24 protein-coding genes are annotated in these 20,451 nt (G+C 35.8%); 11 read left to right on the top strand and 13 right to left on the bottom strand.

Annotated features, from left to right (window positions below):
• Nucleotides 1–83: 83 nt before the first annotated feature.
• The 8 genes from MM236_RS06165 to MM236_RS06130 form a co-directional block, all read right to left on the bottom strand.
• On the bottom strand, nucleotides 84–308 hold the full coding sequence (locus MM236_RS06165) for a hypothetical protein (RefSeq protein ID WP_241274070.1): 225 nt from the start codon (nucleotides 306–308) through the stop codon (nucleotides 84–86).
• A gap of 259 nt (nucleotides 309–567) precedes the next feature.
• Nucleotides 568–1,563: a hypothetical protein gene (locus MM236_RS06160; RefSeq protein WP_241274069.1), complete on the bottom strand. Its 996-nt coding sequence runs from the start codon at nucleotides 1,561–1,563 to the stop codon at nucleotides 568–570.
• A complete protein-coding gene (locus MM236_RS06155; RefSeq protein ID WP_241274068.1) occupies nucleotides 1,560–2,003 on the bottom strand; it encodes an SIMPL domain-containing protein in 444 nt (147 codons plus the stop codon). The genes MM236_RS06160 and MM236_RS06155 overlap by 4 nt, the downstream gene beginning before the upstream one ends.
• 36 nt (nucleotides 2,004–2,039) lie before the next feature.
• Nucleotides 2,040–2,363: a hypothetical protein gene (locus tag MM236_RS06150; RefSeq protein WP_241274067.1), complete on the bottom strand. Its 324-nt coding sequence runs from the start codon at nucleotides 2,361–2,363 to the stop codon at nucleotides 2,040–2,042.
• A 14-nt stretch (nucleotides 2,364–2,377) separates the two neighbouring features.
• The gene (locus tag MM236_RS06145; protein ID WP_241274066.1) at nucleotides 2,378–2,635 is read right to left on the bottom strand and encodes a hypothetical protein; all 258 of its coding nucleotides are present in this window, start codon (nucleotides 2,633–2,635) and stop codon (nucleotides 2,378–2,380) included.
• Between the two features lie 759 nt (nucleotides 2,636–3,394).
• On the bottom strand, nucleotides 3,395–4,417 hold the full coding sequence (locus MM236_RS06140) for a PDDEXK nuclease domain-containing protein (RefSeq protein WP_241274065.1): 1,023 nt from the start codon (nucleotides 4,415–4,417) through the stop codon (nucleotides 3,395–3,397).
• A gap of 616 nt (nucleotides 4,418–5,033) precedes the next feature.
• Complete coding sequence (locus MM236_RS06135; RefSeq protein ID WP_241274064.1) at nucleotides 5,034–5,447, bottom strand: hypothetical protein; 414 nt, start codon at nucleotides 5,445–5,447, stop codon at nucleotides 5,034–5,036.
• A 498-nt stretch (nucleotides 5,448–5,945) separates the two neighbouring features.
• On the bottom strand, nucleotides 5,946–6,176 hold the full coding sequence (locus tag MM236_RS06130; protein ID WP_241274063.1) for a hypothetical protein: 231 nt from the start codon (nucleotides 6,174–6,176) through the stop codon (nucleotides 5,946–5,948).
• A 339-nt stretch (nucleotides 6,177–6,515) separates the two neighbouring features.
• On the opposite strand from MM236_RS06130, the gene aroQ reads away from it, so the two are divergent.
• The 4 genes from aroQ (at nucleotide 6,516) to MM236_RS06110 (ending at nucleotide 10,134) form a co-directional block, all read left to right on the top strand.
• Entirely contained in the window at nucleotides 6,516–6,935 is a 420-nt protein-coding gene (gene aroQ / locus MM236_RS06125; RefSeq protein WP_241274062.1) for a type II 3-dehydroquinate dehydratase, read from the top strand.
• 9 nt (nucleotides 6,936–6,944) lie between these two features.
• Complete coding sequence (locus MM236_RS06120; protein WP_241274061.1) at nucleotides 6,945–8,003, top strand: aminotransferase class V-fold PLP-dependent enzyme; 1,059 nt, start codon at nucleotides 6,945–6,947, stop codon at nucleotides 8,001–8,003.
• Nucleotides 8,004–8,010: 7 nt separating this feature from the next.
• Entirely contained in the window at nucleotides 8,011–8,592 is a 582-nt protein-coding gene (locus tag MM236_RS06115; RefSeq protein ID WP_241274060.1) for a MarC family protein, read from the top strand.
• 831 nt (nucleotides 8,593–9,423) lie between these two features.
• Nucleotides 9,424–10,134 carry a DNA alkylation repair protein gene (locus MM236_RS06110; protein WP_241274059.1) on the top strand — a complete coding sequence of 237 codons (711 nt, stop codon included), beginning with the start codon at nucleotides 9,424–9,426 and terminating at the stop codon, nucleotides 10,132–10,134.
• Here MM236_RS06110 and MM236_RS19840 read toward each other — a convergent pair.
• The 4 genes from MM236_RS19840 to MM236_RS06095 form a co-directional block, all read right to left on the bottom strand.
• Complete coding sequence (locus MM236_RS19840) at nucleotides 10,082–10,438, bottom strand: DUF6922 domain-containing protein (RefSeq protein WP_439648010.1); 357 nt, start codon at nucleotides 10,436–10,438, stop codon at nucleotides 10,082–10,084. The genes MM236_RS06110 and MM236_RS19840 overlap by 53 nt on opposite strands.
• 16 nt (nucleotides 10,439–10,454) lie before the next feature.
• A complete protein-coding gene (locus MM236_RS06105; RefSeq protein WP_241274058.1) occupies nucleotides 10,455–12,350 on the bottom strand; it encodes an ABC-F family ATP-binding cassette domain-containing protein in 1,896 nt (631 codons plus the stop codon).
• A gap of 219 nt (nucleotides 12,351–12,569) precedes the next feature.
• A complete protein-coding gene (locus MM236_RS06100; RefSeq protein ID WP_241274057.1) occupies nucleotides 12,570–12,887 on the bottom strand; it encodes a hypothetical protein in 318 nt (105 codons plus the stop codon).
• Between the two features lie 87 nt (nucleotides 12,888–12,974).
• Nucleotides 12,975–14,765, bottom strand: a complete 1,791-nt coding sequence (locus MM236_RS06095) for an ABC transporter ATP-binding protein (protein WP_241274056.1) — start codon at nucleotides 14,763–14,765, stop codon at nucleotides 12,975–12,977.
• A gap of 145 nt (nucleotides 14,766–14,910) precedes the next feature.
• On the opposite strand from MM236_RS06095, the gene MM236_RS06090 reads away from it, so the two are divergent.
• The 7 genes from MM236_RS06090 to coaE all read left to right on the top strand — a co-directional run bounded on the left by MM236_RS06090 (nucleotide 14,911) and on the right by coaE (nucleotide 20,094).
• A complete protein-coding gene (locus MM236_RS06090; protein ID WP_241274055.1) occupies nucleotides 14,911–16,011 on the top strand; it encodes a Glu/Leu/Phe/Val family dehydrogenase in 1,101 nt (366 codons plus the stop codon).
• 143 nt (nucleotides 16,012–16,154) lie between these two features.
• Nucleotides 16,155–17,339, top strand: coding sequence for a transcription antitermination factor NusB (gene nusB, locus MM236_RS06085; RefSeq protein WP_241274054.1), 1,185 nt, complete (start codon nucleotides 16,155–16,157; stop codon nucleotides 17,337–17,339).
• Between the two features lie 10 nt (nucleotides 17,340–17,349).
• The gene (locus MM236_RS06080; protein ID WP_241274053.1) at nucleotides 17,350–17,652 is read left to right on the top strand and encodes a YtxH domain-containing protein; all 303 of its coding nucleotides are present in this window, start codon (nucleotides 17,350–17,352) and stop codon (nucleotides 17,650–17,652) included.
• Between the two features lie 10 nt (nucleotides 17,653–17,662).
• Entirely contained in the window at nucleotides 17,663–18,199 is a 537-nt protein-coding gene (locus MM236_RS06075) for a DUF1573 domain-containing protein (protein ID WP_241274052.1), read from the top strand.
• 2 nt (nucleotides 18,200–18,201) lie between these two features.
• Nucleotides 18,202–18,519, top strand: a complete 318-nt coding sequence (gene yajC, locus MM236_RS06070) for a preprotein translocase subunit YajC (RefSeq protein ID WP_241274051.1) — start codon at nucleotides 18,202–18,204, stop codon at nucleotides 18,517–18,519.
• A gap of 8 nt (nucleotides 18,520–18,527) precedes the next feature.
• Complete coding sequence (locus MM236_RS06065; RefSeq protein WP_241274050.1) at nucleotides 18,528–19,493, top strand: YbbR-like domain-containing protein; 966 nt, start codon at nucleotides 18,528–18,530, stop codon at nucleotides 19,491–19,493.
• Nucleotides 19,486–20,094 carry a dephospho-CoA kinase gene (coaE, locus tag MM236_RS06060; RefSeq protein WP_241274049.1) on the top strand — a complete coding sequence of 203 codons (609 nt, stop codon included), beginning with the start codon at nucleotides 19,486–19,488 and terminating at the stop codon, nucleotides 20,092–20,094. Before MM236_RS06065 ends, coaE begins: the two co-directional genes overlap by 8 nt.
• Before the next feature lie 108 nt (nucleotides 20,095–20,202).
• On the opposite strand, the gene MM236_RS06055 is transcribed toward coaE, so the two are convergent.
• Nucleotides 20,203–20,451 (bottom strand): hypothetical protein, encoded by a 249-nt coding sequence (locus MM236_RS06055; RefSeq protein ID WP_241274048.1) that lies wholly within the window; start codon nucleotides 20,449–20,451, stop codon nucleotides 20,203–20,205.

Raw genomic sequence — 20,451 nt, 5'->3', positions numbered from 1 at the left:
CAAGCCAAAGGTATTGAACTACTATAAAAATAAAAACTACGGAAAGCGCCTGTATCGATAGATTCTTAAAAGTCATCATGGATCTATTTTTTGTTGTGGTTTAGTTTCTTTTTAAATGGATTCACCTCATACATCCAGCACATAAAAGCGAGATAAATAATAGATCCAACAGAAACTCCCGTTAATATTTTCAACAAGTCAGGATTTTCGGAGAGCCAAAAAAGCTCCAAAACTATCATCATTAAGAAAAATATGAATGCTTGATACAAAAGCTTTTTAAAAGTCATACCGAATTTATTGATTTCCATAGGTTTCCTATTCATTGAGACAAAGATCTAAATATGATGAAAAAATTGAAATTAGTCAAGTCTTTTATAGGGCTTTAGCCTTTGGGTTCAAAATATCGATCCTAATAGTTTCCATTTTTTTAATCTTTCTTAAAGATACGATTTTTTTAAATCAACGATCATTTTATCATTCATCTCGTCCGTTTACTATCATTTTTTAAAGTTAATAACATTCAAAAAAAGTTGTCAATTAGATTTACCTTCAAAAGACATTTCTATTTTAATCAATTGAATTGTAAAATTTAATGCGTTCTTGGATTATTCTTTGTGTTTCGGATTTATCCAGATCTGCAATACATGTGAATGAATGTCCTCGGATAAGTTTGAATGTTTCATATTCTGGTAATTGGAGCTCTCTAGAATGAAAAATTCCCATTAGCATATCGAAATCATCAAATATTAATGTAATTCTATCTCTTGGTGACGGGTCTACGACATAACTTTCATAGATGAATAATTGCCTATAATTTAATTCTTGATTCAATTTATACTCAATAAATCCAAAGGATTCTATGTAATTATCCAATGACGATTTAGTGAAATCACTTCTTTTGAGAGCATTTTCTAGTGCAGTTTCAGGAATCGAATTTTGCTTTATGTTGCCAATGTGAGTATAGCCTTCAATCAAGCCTACGTTTTCATGAATTCTCCAAACTTCAAGTGTATCTTTTACTCTACCAATGTAAGATCCATCAGGTGCTTTCAGCTGATCTTCTGGAAATAATTTAATCATTGGGCTTTCATCTGAGGCAATTTGAACAAAAAATCCAATTTTTAACCAATCACCTTGACTTGGGCTAGTTTCTATCAAAACATTATCATCAAAAGAAAGGATTATCTTCCCATTTTCTTTATCTCTCAAATTAGCTGGCCCATCAATCCTCTCTCCTTTTAGTATCTCTTGGATATCTTCTTCCTCCTCTATTATCGCAAGGTCTTCTACTGTTTGATCTAAAATTTGTTTATCCCTATCTTCTGGCTTTGAAGAACATGCTACAATTATCAAAAATAAGAATACCAAAAATATGTGCTTCATATTACTTAAGTGAGTTATAAGTTGATTCAGCTTGAAATCTTCGGGCATGTCTGACTTCAGGCAGGCATTCGGAGCCATTTTCTTCATACTTACTCCTAACTTAATTAATGATAATGAATTTTCATATTTACACGTACCGCCGGCTATTTCCAAGGTGATGTTAGCATTTCGTGCTTTCATTTTAATTCAAATAGCACTTTTACTTGATATTCAATTTTAATCTTTTCGAATTCAATTTCAGGTGTTGTTTCCCAATTCGAGGATAAAGATGAAGCTCCTCTTATTCTTATTCCTGCTACTCTTCCCTGCAGCATTCCTGTTATGTTTTGAGGGTAATTTTCTTCACTAATTAATAATGCTCTTCCTAATTCTTGTCCAATGGCTTGAACCAAAGTTTCCGCATTCTCTTTTGCTTGTTTTATTGCTTTGGACTTTGCCTCTCTTTTGTATTTTTCTATTTCACTATTTTCTAATCTGTCAATTGAAAAGGAAGAAATTCCAAGACTATTAAGTTCTTTAAAAACTTTACTGACCGTTTCCGCATCTTTCACTAATAATTCATATTGTTTGATTGACTGAATTTCATTTCTGAGTATCCAATTATTCTTTAAGTTACTCACAAAATCTCAAATGGATAATTGCTTTTGAATATCAATTCATAAGGCCTTCAATTTATCAACCATAAGTTTTTCTACGTCATTTACAGTTTTACCTTTATGATCCTTTTCATTGATAATGATATTTATGATAATCTTGTCAGGTGAAACTTCAATTTCAGAAGTCCCATTCACTTCAATATAATTTTGGTCAATAAAATTTTTCTGACCCGTTTGTCCGAAAGTATTTAAAGAAAGTAAAAGTGTTAAAATTAAAAGTGTCTGTTTCATATGTGTTTGTTTTTTTTTCTGTTCCAGCTTTGCGAATGGATGGAAAATCCTAAAACCACTTCCTCCTTCAATTTCGTATTTTATTTTAGTCACAATTCTTTAATGACTTAACCAATTTTTTTAATGAATTGGTCTTTAGCTCGCAAGTAAATTCGTCCATCTGGTTTTTGGCAAACTTTTACATTTTTCGTTATGAATTTAGTTCCGATTGGATGTAATTCTCTTTCGCTTTTACTACATTCAATTACCAAGTTTGTAGGTAAGTTTTGTCCACTTAAAGGTCTTACTCTAATTCTACCTGTTTCCTTGTCATTAAAGTTTTCACATTTTATGTTTTCATAATAGTTACCTGCAATTAATTCCATTTTGTTCAGGTTTTGTTGATTTGGTTAAATGTTGCACAACGTCAGACTGTGAAATAAGTCTCTACATTTTCTTAGTTCAACTATTTCACACCTGGCCCGCCGAATTGTGGGAATCCCTCTAAAATTAGTGAATTTAGTGATACTAGTTTTAAGAAAATCAACTTATTTCTATGAACAACATCCAAGGAAAAGACCGATTCCAACTAACTTTTTCAAGTATGGAAGATGCAATACCTTCCTTTAATCCCGTCAGGGTAATCGACACCATTATCGATTAGCTTGATTTGGACCCGTTGGAATTCATATCCAGAGCCAGTAAGCCAGAAGAAGATCAAAAACTAAAACAACACAATCCCAATCTTGAATGTGGATCATCTTTGATACAAGGGATAGGTCTGCTAAAAGACCAAAACCTTTCAAACCAAATCCCGCACCTTTTTGATCCACTTACAGGATCTAAGAAATCAAGGGTTGGATCCAAGACATGCTGAAAAATTAAATCCCAAAGCAATGGTGGGGATGCCATGCCCAACTAATAGCATAATTCCCTAAATACAACCAAAAACTAAAAAAACACTTCTCAAAACCCACCAATCAGCATACTATTCCACCTAGCAAACCCTTCACCCTGCGGATGTACGCCGCGGTAAGCAGCAGCCACTTAATTCGAAGAATTTCGGAACCATGGTAGATTTTCACATCAATCATGGCTTACCTATAGGGGTCGGTACGAAGAGCTTTTGGCTAGTAGGCTAAATGTTAGCGGCTGCCAGGACTATCATCTTCGTCTAAGAGTTTGTTTAGCTCGTTCTCAAGTTGTTTTTTGTCTGGTAAATAAAGTTGATATTTGCTTATAAAAAGCTGGTTACTAATACTCTCAGTCGCATACTCTACCAAAACATGGTCTTTAGCTGCTCCTAAAACTATTCCGATTGGTTCGTTGTCACCCTCGGTGCTAACTTCTTTCTTAAAATAATTCAGATACAAGTTCATCTGTCCGACATCTTGATGTGTTACTTCTCCACGTTTCAAGTCAATCAGCACAAAGCATTTTAATATACGGTGATAGAAAACCAAGTCAACAAAAAAGTGCTTTCCACTGATTGAAATTCGGTATTGTCTTTTTTCAAACGTAAAGCCTTTACCAAGTTCCAATAAGAAGTGTTGAAGATTTGAAATCAGTTTTTCTTCCAACTCGCTTTCTAAAAATTGATGGCTTTCTGGGATATTCAAGAACTCCAAAACGTAAGGGTCTTTAAGAATATCGTCTGCCTTTTGAATTTCTTGTCCCTGTTCTGAAAGTTCCAATACTCCTTTCTTGTCTTTACTCAATGCCAAGCGATGAAACAGCATACTTTTTATTTGGCGTTTAAGTTCTCTTACACTCCAATTTTCTTTCTCGGCTTGTTTGACGTAGAAGTTGATTTCAAGTTCATTGTCGGAACGCAAAATCTCAAAATAATGGCTCCAACTCAATACGTTAGACAGTGTCTCACTCTTTGGGAAATTCAAATACAGTTTCCTCATATACAATAGGTTAGACCTGCTAAATCCCTTTCCGTAAAGCCGTGTCAAGTCTTTGGAAAGTTGTTCAAAGAGAAAAGTCCCATACTCAGCTTTTTCTTTACCACCCTGCTCAAATTCAACAATGTGCCTGCCTATATACCAATAAGTCTGAACTAAAATTATGTTTACAGATTTGGCAACTTGCTCTCTCCCTTTTTGAAGAAGTCCACCAATTTGGCTTATTAAGTCAGTATATTTTGATTGTTCAATATCCATTTCGTCAAAGGTAAAAAATTGATAATGAAAACGGCCTTGTTACATACAGATTTCTCTCTGTTGAAGTGTCGCTCACTGCTTACTGCTAATAGGGTCAGGCATGGGATTCCCCACTCACTTTCCCACTAATCTCCCGAAAATCGAGAAAAGCTATGCGTGAGACTGTCGCCTCACTCTGCCAGCTCCGATGCATCAGGGGCTTATTATGCTTTTAATACGCTTAGATTCTAATTTACCTAAGGTTGAACCAATTTTCAATGTTAATATAAAAAACAAAAACCTTGCAAACCAAATCCAGCCCCTTCCTGACATGTATTCAGGATCTAAGAAAACAATGGTTGGGTCCAAGACATCTCTAAAGCAGAATACCCCAATTATGGGTAAGGGTTATTATGCCTATTCCACAGGGATTGGTCAAATATTAGTAGAAATCATAACTAATGAAAAATAATTAAACACATAAAAAGAGTACTAATACACCTAGCAAACACTTCACCCTCCGGTTGTCAGTCAACAGCCACTAACAAAAAGCCCAGATAGATTTTACATCAATCAGGGCTTTTTTGCATGGACTTTTGGCTAGTGGGCTAAATGTTATAGCGCGTTTTTATTTTCCTTAGCTTATCCATGATTCAATGTCCTCTATAATAGTCCATTTTCCATTTTGCAGTTGAAAAATAATGATAAAACCACCGGCTGCATGAGGTCCACTTAATCCCATGTGTCTAATTATTGCAGTTTTTTTATCTGCGGAAATAATTGGTCTGGAAAAAATCTGTAAACATCCAATCTCATTTTGAAACTCTGTCCAATAATCCAAATTTTTATTTGTGTTGGTTCTATTTATTAGGGAATCAATCTTAGCTTCGCTTATTATCTCGTACTTATTTTTAAATTGTTCTGTAATGAATTCGTATTTTTCAATATTTCGTTTTTGTCTTAGCAATTCATCAAATTCTTCTTCTTCAATAAACTCTTTGATTGTTTCGATAAATGTCGAATCATTTCCATAATTAATTGAGGGAGGCATAAATCGATTACTCATTTTATTTAAAAGTTTACAGTTAGATGTAAAAATGTCTGGATTGTCCGTGATTATGGAAAATAGAACATCATTAATGAATTTTTCCTCTTGATTTACCTCTGTCGTATTACATGAGAAAATCAAAAATGCAATGAGTAATATGCTTGTAACTTGTCTCAAGGAGTGTCTTTATTTAAATGCGCTATAACTCCAACATCCCCAAAACAACTTTCGCTTAGCAATCTTCAAAATAAGAAAATCAGCGAATGATATACTCTGAAATTTTATAGGGTTATCTCTCAATCATCAAACCTACCAATTCCCCATTAAAGAAAAAATACCAACTATAGGGTATATTTGAAAATCTTCAACCTTTTTTTTATTCAAAAAATTAATTTCCCTTTTTCAAAAACGTAGCTTCTAACGAGGAGAAACTCTTCGGAAAATTTATCCAAACTCGAATTCTTAATTTTATTGCCATGTTTGAAGATAAAAATCCGCTTTTTATTCTTTACTATTTTCAATTTGCTTTTTGGTTTTAAACGGATTCAATCCATAAGTCCAGCACATAAATCCAAGGAAAACCAAAGAGCTAACCAAAATTCCTGAAAGGGACTTTAAGGAGTTTGGATCACCATCACTTCTAAAATAACCAAATACATACATCCCTATTACAAATACCAAAGTTTGAATCAAGAGTATTTTAAAAGTAATTCCAGATTTATTGAATTTCATGCTTCGCTTCTTTATTGACTAAAAATGATAAAAACATCTTATTTAACCAAGAATCCCATCTAATCAATCAATTAGTTCATTTATTTACGCTACGATCGAAGGCTTTTAAGCTTGTTATTCAACCCCACCACTAACAAATCCCCTAATAACTAATCCAACAACAACCAATAACCCATCACCTGATAACCCAATCACTAGTCCCCTAATAACTCATTAACCGATAACCATTCCCCCAATAACCCCCCCCTACTCACAAAGTTTAATTCTCCTTTATTTATGTTATCTCTTATTAATCAAATAACTTTGCCCAATAATACAAACCACTAACCATTCGCTATTTTGAAAATTATCATTATCAACGGTCCAAATCTCAATCTTCTCGGAAAAAGAGAGCCGGAAATCTATGGAAACCAATCTTTTGAGGATTACTTCCTTACGCTTAAAAGCAAATATTCTGAGTTAGAATTGAGTTATTTCCAAAGCAATGTAGAAGGAGAAATCATCAACAAAATCCATGAAGTGGGTTTTGAATGTGATGCTATCCTACTTAATGCTGGCGGATATACCCACACTTCTGTTGCGATTTCAGATGCCATCGCTGGAGTCAATACTCCTGTCTTGGAAGTCCATATCTCCAATATCTACAAAAGGGAGGAGTTTAGACATAAAAGTATCATCACAAAAGAGTGTGTAGGAATGATCTCCGGACTTGGACTTAGAGGATACGAACTTGGATTGCAATACTTTCTCACAACCTAACCTATCATCATGACGACTACATTTTCACCTGGACCTTCCAAGGTCTATGAAGCATTGCCAAAATACTTGCAAGATGCTTATGAATCAGGAATTCTAAGTGCAAGCCATAGAGGTGCTGCCTTTATGAATCTATATAAAGAAACGGAGACTTTGATGCAGGAAAAACTTCATGTTCCTGCTGATTATAAATTGCTATTCACTTCTTCGGCGACTGAAAACTGGGAAATCATCACCCAATCTATCGTTCAAGGAGCGAGTTATCATATATTCTCAGGTTCATTTGGAAAAAAGTGGTTTGAATATGCAAAGCACATTAATACAAAAACAGAATCATTAAAGATCAGCGCAAATGACATCATCGATGTAGAAAATCTGCAAATAGATAATGATTTTGATGTAATTGCAATTACCCAAAATGAAACATCAAACGCCACTCAGGTAAAAAATGAAACGATAGCTGCAATAGCGGAGAAGTTTCCCGAAAAGATGATTGCAGTCGATACAACTTCTTCCATGGGTGGAATTGAACTGGATTTCGGCCTGGCTGATATATGGTATGCATCTGTTCAAAAATGCTTTGGCTTGCCAGCAGGACTTGGTGTATTGATCGTTTCACCGAAGGCTATTGAGAAAGCAAAAGACAAAGGTGAAAGAGGCAGATACAACAGCATGAATTTTATGTTGGAAAATGCGGACAATTACCAAACTCACTATACGCCCAATGTTTTAGGAATATATTTGTTGAACAGGGTGTTGAAAGACATGCCAGAAATCCAGCACATAGATCAAATCACCAAAGAGCGTATGCAGAAGTTGGAATATACTGTTGCCATGACGAGCAAAATGAAGCTTTTGGTAGAGAATGAAGAAAGCAGAAGCTCGACGGTTTTGGCGATATCAGGATCAGAGGAGTTCATCACTTCTGTCAAAAAAGCTGCTGAAAAAGAAGGGATGCAAATGGGCGGTGGTTATGGTCCTTTGAAGCCAACTAGTTTCAGAATCGCCAACTTCCCAGCGATCACTGAAGCGGAATTTGAAAAATTGATTTCATTTATAAAGCAATATTAAATCAGCAATGTTCGATTTCAAAGAAATACTTTCGGTCACCTTGATCCTATTTTCGGTCATTGATATCTTGGGCTCTATTCCCATAGTGATCAATCTGAGAAAAAAGGTTGGACATATCGAGTCCGAAAAAGCTACGCTAGCAGCTGGGTTATTAATGATTCTGTTTTTGTTTCTCGGCAAATCCATCCTCAATCTTTTCGGGATTGGGGTTGAAGACTTTGCAATAGCGGGAGCTTTGATCATTTTTGCCTTGGGTGCTGAGATGATCCTTGGAATCGAACTCTTTAAACCTGATCCAGACGCAAGTGGTGGTGCGTCTATTGTACCAATCGCTTTCCCTTTGATCGCGGGTGCAGGTACACTTACGACTATTTTGACATTGAAAGCTGAGTTTGCTCAAATCAACATCGGAATTGGAATCGTCATAAACTTAATCATTGTCTATGTAGTACTAAAAAGCACAACATGGCTTGAAAGGAAATTGGGAAAAACCGGTTTGGATGTATTGAGAAGGATCTTTGGGATTATACTCTTATCCATTGCTATTAAAATATTTAAATCCGCGCTGTTTTCAGGGGAAATGATATAGACGACGGTCTATGGACGATAGTCAACGGTTGCTCTAGTGATCTTTCCTGAATTTGGTTTACACAATAGTGTCTAGTGCCAGGTTTTGATTCTTCGTTTAATTGGATATCCCTTTTCATACTAGTAGCCATTTGCAACATTGTTTGACGTACATTTCTAGCTGCTGTGGTCAGATGACTGTAGACAGTTTGAAAATGATGAATATATAATAATGTATCATGCCTTTTAGATAAGATCTGCCAGGTTTTCTATTAAATCAGAATATGTCTCTTATTCGGCAGGGAAGACCAATAAAAGATTTAAATCTGGCAGGTCTTGTATCTTAACTAAACGACATTGAATTATATGAGTATCCGCAATGTTGCACGTTGGCTCAGAAGAGGCACTATGTGTTGCGGATTCTCAACAGACAACTGTCAACTGTCAATAGAACCTCTAATCATTTATCAAACATTCTATTGATTGGCTACGTGCAATCAAGCGGATAGACATATTGAATTATGTGTAGCTACTAGTATCAAGTCAAATATCTGGTAAATAATTCTTCCCAAATACTTTCGGAGCCAAGATGCTATTAAGTGTTTTGCCACAATGGTCGCTATGGAACGCAAAGAGAATTTTGGCCCCTTAACGATTAACGCCCTAGAATTCTTCGAAACAAACATTAACACTTTAAACTCTTTAACCTCAAACCCTTTATCTAACCCACTTTAACGTTTAACAATTAGCTATTAATCCATCGAAACTCAACCAATCTCCACCTTTTTGCGAAATATATACCTTAACTTCAATCCCTGATTTGATATTAGTGTGAAAATCTTTAAAAACCTCGATGAAACTCACAGCACAAATTGTATCGGACTTAAAAGAAGTTGCCTTACCTGAAAAGGCTGAATTTTTCCCTCATTTTTTCAAAACAGGAAAAGGACAATATGCTGAAGGTGATTTGTTTTTGGGCGTAACAGTCCCTTTTCAACGAAAAATTGCCAAGACCTATTGGAAAGATATCAATGCATCAGAACTTCAGAAACTGATTCATTCTCCTTTTCATGAAGTGAGATTGACGAGTATTTTTATGCTTGTGCTGAAATATGAAAAATCAAAGTCCATTATTGAAAAAGAAAAGTGGGTAGGCTTTTACCTGAAAAACAAAGCTGGTGTGAATAATTGGGATCTCGTGGATAGTTCTGCTTTTCAAATTTTGGGTGCATGGCTGTTTGACAAAAACAGAGATTTACTGTTCGAGCTAGCTCATGCCAACAATCTCTGGGATCAGAGGATTTCAATAATGAGCACTTTTTATTTTATCAAAAGGAATGATTTTCATACTACTCTTCAACTGGCAGAAATACTTCTCAACCATCCTCATAACCTTATCCATAAAGCCGTCGGTTGGATGCTGAGGGAAATCGGCAACAGGGATCTTGACATTGCAAGAGATTTTGTCTTAAAGTATATTGACAAAATGCCTCGTACAATGCTTCGCTATGCTATTGAAAAATATGAAGAAGGGGACAGGAAAATGATTCTAAATTTGGATTAATTAAAATCCTTATTTTGAAGCATTTCATTTCTTCTTTTGGTATTTCAAGTACCCAAACTACAAAATTGAGATCTTTAGGATTGAGGTATTTGATATTCCTAATTGAATTTTTCACGACATCAACGCCATATAGATTAAAGACACTTAACCAATCATCCTTATCACCTCTTTGCACGACTCTCTCTATTACAATGTCCTTTGATTTCTGAAAGTCAAAATCTTTCAAATCAAATTCCCACAGCAAATGTTTTCTAACAGAAGAATGACGTTTTTTATCAATATCATGTAAATCAAAATATTTCATATCTCAATTTAATAATTTATTCAATCCCCTCCAATTCGCTCAATTCCAACCATCTCAACTCCAAATTTTCTACTTCGTTGTCAATTTCCTGAATCCTATTGGACCAATCCATTAATTTTTGATGATCTTCAGTGCCAATAGTTATCAAATCCACGATCTTGGCTTTCTCTGTATTCAATGTTTCTATTTTCTTTGTCAATTCCTCAAACTCCTTCTTCTCTTTGAAACTCGCTTTTGGCTTTGATTCATTTGAAGCATTGGAAACTTGTTCCTTTTTCTCTTCTTTTACCGGCTTTTCATCTTTTTGCAATAGCTTGCTTTCTTTTTCCCACTCTCTGAAATCGGTATAGTTCCCAGGGAAATCTTTGATCTGACCTTCTCCTTCAAAAACGAAAAGGTGATCAACCAACCTGTCCATAAAATACCTATCATGGGAAACAATAATCAAACAGCCCGGGAAATTATCCAAGAATTCTTCTAGTGTGTTCAAAGTCACGATATCCAAATCATTGGTTGGTTCATCGAGGATCAGGAAATTAGGACTCTTGATCAAGATCATCAATAGCTGCAATCTCCTTCTTTCCCCTCCACTTAGTTTGGATACAGGAGTATGTTGTTGCTTTGGTGGAAAACCGAATTTATTCAAAAATTGAGCAACTGTGATTGTAGCACCACCAGCTACTGTTACTACTTCAGCTACTTCCTTTACGATATCAAGAATTCTCTTTTCTTCATCAAAAGAGCCTTCTTCTTGCCTATAGTATCCAAAAGCTGTCGTCTGCCCAATGCCGACTTTTCCACTATCAGGCTCCAAAGCACCCGTAATCATGTTCAAAAATGTGGTCTTCCCAGCTCCATTTGGACCTACAATCCCGATTTTATCCCCTTTCTTAAAGGTGTAACTAAAATTCTCTACAATTTTTTTGTCATCATAAGATTTGTTCAGTTTCTCGATCTCAATGATCTTGTTTCCCAGTCTTTGTGAAGTGACAGAAAGTTCGATCTCTCTTTCCTCTCTTTTGTTGAATGCTTTCTCTTTCGTTTCTTCAAAGGCATCCACTCTATATTTTGCTTTTGTACTTCTAGCTTTTGGCTGTCTTCTGATCCAGTCCAACTCTTTTTTATACAAGCTTTTTGCCTTGTCCAATTCTGTAGCTTCGATTTCTCTTCTTTCTGCCTTTTTCTCCAAGAAATAGCCATAATTACCCATGTAACGATGGATACTGCCATTGTCCAATTCAAGGATCTGATTCGTCACTTTTTCCAAAAAGTACCTATCGTGAGTCACCATGAACAAAGCAAGATTGGCTTTGGAAAGGTATTCTTCCAACCATTCAATGGTCTCTAAATCCAAATGGTTGGTCGGTTCATCAAGAAGTAGTAAATCTGGTTTTTCCAAAATGGCTTTTGCCAACGCAACACGTTTTCTCTGTCCACCACTGAGATTCCCTACAGAAATATCCGTGTCATGCAGTCCCAATTTGCCCAAAACTTCCTTTACCTGATACTCAAAGTCCCAAGCTTCAAGCTGATCCATCTTTTCAAAAATAGTCTGCAAAAGATCTGAATTATCCTTTCCGTTTTCAGAATCCAGCATCGCTTTATGGTAATCCTCAATCACTTTGAGTGTCTCATTGCTGCTTCCATCAAATATAGTTTGATAAATACTCAATTCACCTGAAAAAACAGGGTTTTGATGCACATAAGCTACTTTCACTTGCTGATTGATGGCTACTTGTCCAGAATCAGGGACTTCTATGCCCATGATGATTTTCATCAAAGTGGACTTTCCTGCACCATTGATTCCGACTAATGCTACTTTTTGCCCTTGGTCAAGACCAAATGATATATTTTGAAAAAGTTTGCGCTCGCCAAATGACTTGCTGAGATTTTCTACAGATAGGTAATTCATCCCGCAAAGATAGGGGAATTAAAGATTGTAGAAATAAATTTTGTGATAATCCTGAATTTTCAAAGCTTTCAAACTTTGAAACTCGAGCTAAACCTAGTTAGTTGTTTGTTTTCCAGTTATTTATAATTAAAAGTCTGGATTTGATATTATCAAGTACTTGGTAACGATAGGATGCTAACCTTGGAAAATTTTACTGTATTCTTTGATAAAATGATGTTCTTAACCTTTTTGAAACAATGTTTTGAATGCTGCGGCAAGCTGTTTGAAGGCGTTTTTAAAATGTGTTTTAGACTTTTTCAAATTAGGCTCAATTTCAGATTTCTTTTCTTCGTATAGTTTTTCTGCTTTCTCCTTGCCTTTTTGAAATTCCGCAGCGATAGTAGTTTCCTTGTCTTTTAACTCTTTGATTTTTCTTTCTACTTCTACTTTAGCCTCGCCACTTACTTCAGCAGCTTTTTCTATCAACTCTTCTATTTTTGTTCCTATATCCTGCAGGATATTTTCCACTTCCTCGAAGCTACTTTTTTTAGCTGTCATAAATATTATTGTTTAAAATGATTCCCAATTTACAAATGTTTTTCAAAAATTTTAGACTTTTGGGTTTACCAACATACTATGAATTTACTACTCATCAATTATTTCATTGTTTTGGGTCTGTTTTTCATACAGCTCTGCATATACACCTTTTTTATTCATAAGGTCTTGATGTGTCCCTTGCTCGACGAGTTTACCATCATCAAGCACTATGATCTTATCAGCAAGTTTGGCTGAGGATACCCTATGTGAAATAATTATGGAGGTTCTATCTACCATTATTTTCTTGAGAGCATTGAGTATTGAGTTCTCGGTCTTGGTATCCACAGCAGATAGACAATCATCCAAAAGCAAAATACTTGGTTCTTTAGCTATCGCTCTTGCGATCGACACCCTTTGTTTTTGCCCACCGGAAAGTGTAATTCCACGCTCCCCCAATTTGGTTTCGAATCCTTTTGGAAAATCAATGATATTTGCATAAACATCTGCATCTTTAGCTGCTTTCTCTACGATTCCATTTGGGATCTCATCTAATCCAAAACCAATATTGTTGGCAATGGTATCACTGAAAAGAAAAACATCCTGTGGAACAAATCCAATTTGTTTCCTCAATGAAGCGATATCATAGGTTTCGATTCTACGATCATCGATGCTAATTTGCCCTGAGGACACATCGTACATTCTCATCAAAAGATTGGCTATCGTAGATTTACCAGAACCAGTAGTCCCTATGATGGCCAAACTCTCCCCAGCCTGAATGTCAAAAGAAACATTTTGCAAAGCTTTGATGCCTGAATCCGGATAGACAAAAGACACATTTTCTACCTTAATATCCCCTTTTATAAAAGTATCTAATTTTTCTGTACTTAAGATATCATTCTTCTCGTCCATGAATTCGTTAATTCTGGTCTGCGAAGCTGCTGCTCTCTGGATGATACTTGTCACCCATCCAAGCGAAGTTACAGGCCAAGTAAGCATATTTACATAAAGGATAAATTCCGCAATCACACCATATCCTATAGTGCCATCAATGACTTGCATACCTCCAATATATACTGTCAGGATGGTGCTAATTCCAATCAAAGCAAGAATCAATGGATAAAAAAGCGATTGCACCAATGTAAGACGGATTGACTTATCCTTGTAATCTTCACTTGCTTTCCTAAAATCATTTGCGCTATCATCTTCTCTCACGAAAGCCTTCAATACTCGAATTCCCGAAAAAGACTCTTGCACAAAAGTGCTCAATCCGGACAAACTCCTCTGGATTTTTTCGGAGCGCTCATTTATAAGATTATTGACAAAATAAATACTGATGGATAGCACTGGAAGTGGCAAAAGAGAATATAAAGTAAGTTCTACATTGACACTAAGCATATAACCTATCACCAATGGGAAAAGCACAATTAAATTCAATCCATACATAATAGCAGGACCAAGATACATTCTCACTCTGCTGACATCTTCGGTGATTCTAGCCATAAGATCACCGGTACTATTTTTCCTGTAAAAGCTGAGGGGCAATTTTTGATAATGGTCAAAAATTTCGTTTTTCATGTCAAATTCAACCAATCTAGAAAAGATAATAATGGTCTGACGAATAAGAAAAAGGAAAAAACCTCTAAGAAGCGCCATGATAAGTATCAGCACTCCAAAAATAAAAATGAATTTTAGGAAGGATGATCGGGCGACAACACTCAAATCCCCTTCACTAAAAACCTGATAATAAGCAAAACTCTCTACCACATAATCTATTGCAATTCTGACTAGTTGGGCAGGAATAATTACAAATATATTGGAAATGATAGTAAATAAGATCCCCAACAAGAGGTAACCCTTATATTTTAACAAATATTTATTTAAGCGCCAAAGTGGTTTCACGAAATAAAAACTTTTAAATCTCTTGATTAGTTTTATTTAACTCTTTTAATTGCATTGGTAAAGCCCGAGAAAAATATATAATTTTGCACCGGAGTTTACGTCACATCAATCCCAAATATAACACAATATAAATTTCCAAGTTCAAATGGTAGAGATTAATACTGGGGAAAAAGTAAGAGAAGGATCAATCTATGGACAGATCACTTCCTTAGGTCATGAGCAATTGGTCATCTGCTATGATGAGCCAACAGGGCTGAAGGCAATTATTGGTATTCACAACACTGTCCTCGGCCCAGCGCTAGGCGGGACTAGGATGTGGAATTATGCATCAGAGGCAGAAGCGATTACGGATGTCTTGAGACTTTCTAGAGGCATGACTTTCAAAGCTGCGATCTCAGGATTGAACTTAGGCGGAGGAAAAGCGGTAATCATAGGTGACCCAAAGCTAAAAAATGAAGCTTATCTTCGAAGATTTGGCCGATTTGTAAATAGTCTTGGTGGAAGATATATTACTGCTGAAGATGTAAACATGAAAACCAGCGATATGGAATATATCGCAATGGAAACAAAATATGTTACTGGACTTCCTGAAGTTCGTGGTGGCGGTGGAGATCCTTCTCCAGTAACTGCATACGGAACATACTTGGGGATGAAAGCTGCAGCCAAAAAAGCTTATGGATCGGATTCATTGACAGGAAAGAGAATTCTTGTTCAAGGAATTGGTCAAGTAGGAAAGTATTTGGTTTCGCATTTGACAAAAGAAAATGCTGAAGTCTTTATTACTGATATCTACGAGGACAAATTAATAGAAGTAGCCAAAGCAACAGGAGCAACCCCAATTGATCCAAATATGGTATATGATTTTGATATGGATATCTATTCGCCTTGTGCGCTAGGTGCCACGATCAACGACGACACCATCGACAGATTGAAATGCAAAGTTGTAGCAGGTGGAGCCAACAACCAATTGAAAGATGAAGAAAGACATGGAAAGATCCTCTTGGAAAAAGGTGTGATTTATGCACCTGACTTCTTGATCAATTCTGGTGGCTTGATAAATGTTTGTGCTGAATTTATGGGAGGATACAACAGAGAATCTACATATTTGCATGCTGAAAAAATTTACGATATCACAACCGCTATCTTGGACAAATCAGCCGTAGAGAATATCCCTTCTCAGCAAGCTGCCATAGAAATGGCTTGGAGCAGAATCGAAGCAATGGGAAAAGTTAAGCTTCCTTATTAAAAACATAACAAAAAAATATTCCGCCTGATCAGAGTCTCATAAACCTCTATCAGGTGGATTTACACATTATCTGATGGCAATAGACGAGTCCATCACAAAACCTTAGTCTAAATTATTTATATTTACGTTCTTTAAAATTAGGTATGTTAAACAGAAGAATACTCAGAGTTAAGGCTTTCCAAAATCTCTATGCATATGAGTTGTGCAAAGCCTCTAATTTCAATCTTGCCAAAGATCAAATAAAAGAAGCATTTCTTCCTGATTTAAACAGCATGGAAACGCAGGACAAAGTGCAGCTCAAAAAAGATGCTGAAATCTGTGTTTCACTTTTTTCAAAAAACCTAAAAAGTAAAGCCCTTGTATCCCAGCAAGAAGTCACTGTCAAAATCAAATCAGAAGCCATCAAAGCGATCAATGCTTTCCACAAAGCAAACGAAAAGGATTATGATTTTCTGCTGAAAAACATGATCAGCTCTGCCGAACTTATTCCCCAACTCTATCTTAACTCCATTCAATTGCTGATTGCTTTTGGCGATCATGTGAAAAATGAAGCAGAAAGAAAAAGAAAATTATCTACTGAACAAGTAGTCTCTACAAGCGGTGAACTTAACTTTGCAAAGAACGTTATTCTAGAAAAGTTAAAGACTTTACCCGAATTCGAAACAGCCATCATTCGACACGACGCATTGTTGGATGATTTGGAATTGGAAATCAAAGATTGGTTTAGACAATACATTAAACCTTCCGAGCAATATCAAGAATACATCAAAATCGATCAACCAAGTCGAGCGGATGATTTTAATATTTTGGAATCAATATTGAAGAAAATCATCTTCAAAAATGAAGTAATCTTGAATTTCTTCTCTGAAAAAGACATGAATTGGACAGAAAACAAATCTGTCGTACGAAGCCTTGCAGGCAAAGTGATCAAAAATGTCTACGAACAACTTGAAGAAGGGGCTGAATTACTTCCTGAAATAGCAATGAACTGGGAAGATGATAAGGAATTCTTCCAAAATATCTTTAACTTGACAATCGAAAATGAGGACATCAACAAAGAGTTGATCGCCAACAAAACACAAAATTGGGATATCGAAAGGATCGCATTTACAGACAAAATCATCATGTCTATGGCAATCACAGAGATGAAAGAATTCCCTAGCATTCCCGTCAAAGTAAGTATCAATGAATACATCGATATTTCCAAGACTTATAGCACACCAAAAAGCAAGCAATTCGTAAACGGCTTGTTGGATGTGCTCTCAAAAGAGATGATGGAGAATGGTGAAATCAAGAAAAGTGGAAGAGGCCTTTTGGATAACAAATAAAAATAAAGCAATGAGCAAAAATACGAACAATTGGATCATGTTAATGGCTGGAGCCAGTATCGGTGCAGCCTTAGGGGTTCTATTTGCCCCAGATTCAGGAAAAAACACCCGAGATAAATTAACCTACAAATTGTCTAGATACAAAGAGGAACTGGAAGAGCTTGTGAGAGATCTGAAAGAAGGTAAGAACATGCCTCACAATGAAGCTAAATCGGAGGGAAATAGAGTGATCACTGATGCGAAAAATAAAGCTGAAAACCTTCTAAGTGATGTCAACAAACTTATTGAACAAATTAATCAGGAAGCAAATTAATCAATTAAATATGAAGTATTTAAATTTATCGGCATTGCTGTTAATGGGAGCCATGACAGTTTCCAGTTGTAACAATAATGATCAATCAGAAAAAATAGCTCAACTTGAACAAAAAATCGCCCAAATGGAGACAAAAACTCCAGCAGTACCTGCCAATGTTCAGACAACTGCTGCTGCCGATCCTTCCACTTTAGGTCAGTTTAAATTTGAGGACGTTGAATTTGATTTTGGCACGATAGCCGAAGGGAAGACTGTGGATCATGTATTCAACTTTGTCAACGAAGGTCAGGCTCCTTTGGTAATTTCCAATGTGACCGCTTCATGCGGATGTACAACTCCTGATTATTCAAAAACACCTATAAAACCAGGTGACTCAGGGTTCATCAAAGTATCATTCAACTCAACTGGTAAACCAGGAACACAAGCTCCTACAGTATCTATTCAGGCCAATACCAATCCAAGCGTAAATAGATTGAGACTTAAAGGAAATGTAACACCAAAAACAACAGCCAGTGCTGAAGGACAATTAGGTCCTATCAAAAAGTAATTATGAACAATTTTATTTTATTGCAAGCAGAAGGTGCTGGTAGTGGCATCATGGGTCAAGTATTTCTATTCGGATCCATCATTTTGATCATGTATTTCTTCATGATCAGACCACAACAGAAAAAACAAAAAGACTCTAAAAACTTTCTTGAAGAAATCAAAAAAGGAGACAATGTCGTAACAATAGGAGGTATTCACGGAAAAATCTACTCAATAGATGGCGACACGATCACCCTTGACCTTGACAAAGGTTTCAAAATAAAAGTTGAAAAGTCCGCAATCTCATTGGACTTCACCAAAAGAGCAAACGGAACAAAATAAATTGTCCCTTGACAAAACTGAAAAAATTCTTTTCTTCTGCCAACCCTAGAAAAGTTGCAAACATGAAAGTGGTAGCCCTGTGTTTTCTTGCAGCTGCCACTTTCTGGTTTTTAAATGCCCTCAACAAGGACAATTACAATACCGTTGTGGATTACCCCATAGATATAATTTTTGACACGGAAGAATTCATGGCAGTCGAACAGCTTCCCAAAAAAGTCAAAATCGAAATAAATGGAAATGGCTGGGATTTATTGAGGAAATATTTCAACATTAACGAAAACCCGTTCTTAATAGAAATCAATAATCCCTCTACAAAAAACTACATCTTAACCTCTGAGGTAAGGAGAAGTCTTGCTGAAAATATCAGCCCTACGACACTCGTGTCCATGGTTTCTGACACAATCCATTTCAAAATTGATAAAATTGTCACCAGAAAAATCAAAGTAGAAATAGACTCTTCTTCTTTTGCATTGGCTAACAACTTCAGAATAGACGGAGAAATCAATATCGACCCATCAACTATTGACTTGAAAGGTCCTACTTCTGCACTAGAAAAGCTCGATGGTTCATTGAAAATAAAGCTGAACGAAGACAAAATCAATAAAAATTTCAATAAAATCATCCCGATATCTATTCCAAATGATTTGGAAGATTTCTTACAGCTCCAAGAAGAAAGTGTACACGTAAAGTTTGATATTGTCCAGTTTTTGGAAGGCAACAAACGCCTGAAGCTTAATAAATCGAATTTTCCTGAAAATGTAAGCCTACTTCAGGAACCAAATAATATCATGATGTATTATTTAATTGACGAAAGAAAAGTCGAGGAACTCAAAAAGTTTGAATTTGAAGCGGTATTGAATTACAATAATAGAAACAGAGAAGACTCTACAATCAATGTTGTCGTTAATCCTAGACCTTCTATTTTGGAAAATGTCCGATTGGAGCCTTCAATATTCAGATTGAGATATGAATAGCAAACCATTTTTGATAGGTATAACAGGCGGAATTGGGTCTGGAAAAACAACAGTTGCCAAGATTTTTTCCATTCTTGGAATTCCAATCTACTTTGCTGATGACCGTGCAAAATGGCTTATGTCTAACGACCCTGCTCTCAAAGACCAAATTCAAAATTCGTTTGGAAACAATTCATACCATGAAGACGGCAGTTTGAACAGGGAATTTATCGCTTCTAATGTTTTTGGAAATATTGAAAATATAAAAACTATCAACAGTCTTGTACATCCTGCTGTCAAATCAGATTTCGAACAATGGGCTAAATCTCAAGAAAGCCCATATGTATTAAAAGAAGCAGCTTTACTTTTTGAGACTGGATCATACAAAGAATTAGACAGAGTAATTACAGTAAGTTCTCCCCTTCGGATCAGAATCAATAGAGTCCTTTTAAGAGATCCCCATAGAAATGAAGAGCAATTGAATGCCATCATCGACCAACAAATGGCTGAAGAAGAGAAAATCCAATTGAGTGATTATGTTATCAAAAACATTGACAACAAGCTTCTGATCCCTCAGGCATTAAAGATTCACGACAAGCTTCTTTTATTGGGTAAAAAATAAGCTTTTATAACTTTTTGAAGCCCAATTCTCATTGATAAAATTTTAACCTCAGAGAGCACAGAATTATATTTCAGCCAAACTTAAAATACCAGTGTTTGATAAGTGTACTTAACTTTCGATTTTGAGATTGATCTGATCAAGATAAAACTTCATTCTGGTATGTTCTCTATTCAAAAAATCAATTTTGTCAATTCGATCTTGCTTGTGGTTGTAAAATACTTCCACATATTCATTGCCTAGTAGATACAGATTCACCTTGTGGGTATAGTATCTAATTGCCACTACAAACGTCCCATCGATATACAGCTTCTGTATTTTCTTTTGCAAAGTAAGTGTCTTGAAATCTTCTCTACTCAT

Origin of the sequence: Belliella calami, from assembly GCF_022549695.1 — a bacterium.
In the GTDB taxonomy this organism is placed as follows: Bacteria; Bacteroidota; Bacteroidia; order Cytophagales; family Cyclobacteriaceae; genus Belliella; species Belliella calami.
The sequence above is the reverse complement of the archived record's forward strand: the minus strand, read 5'-3'. Positions and strand labels throughout refer to the sequence as shown.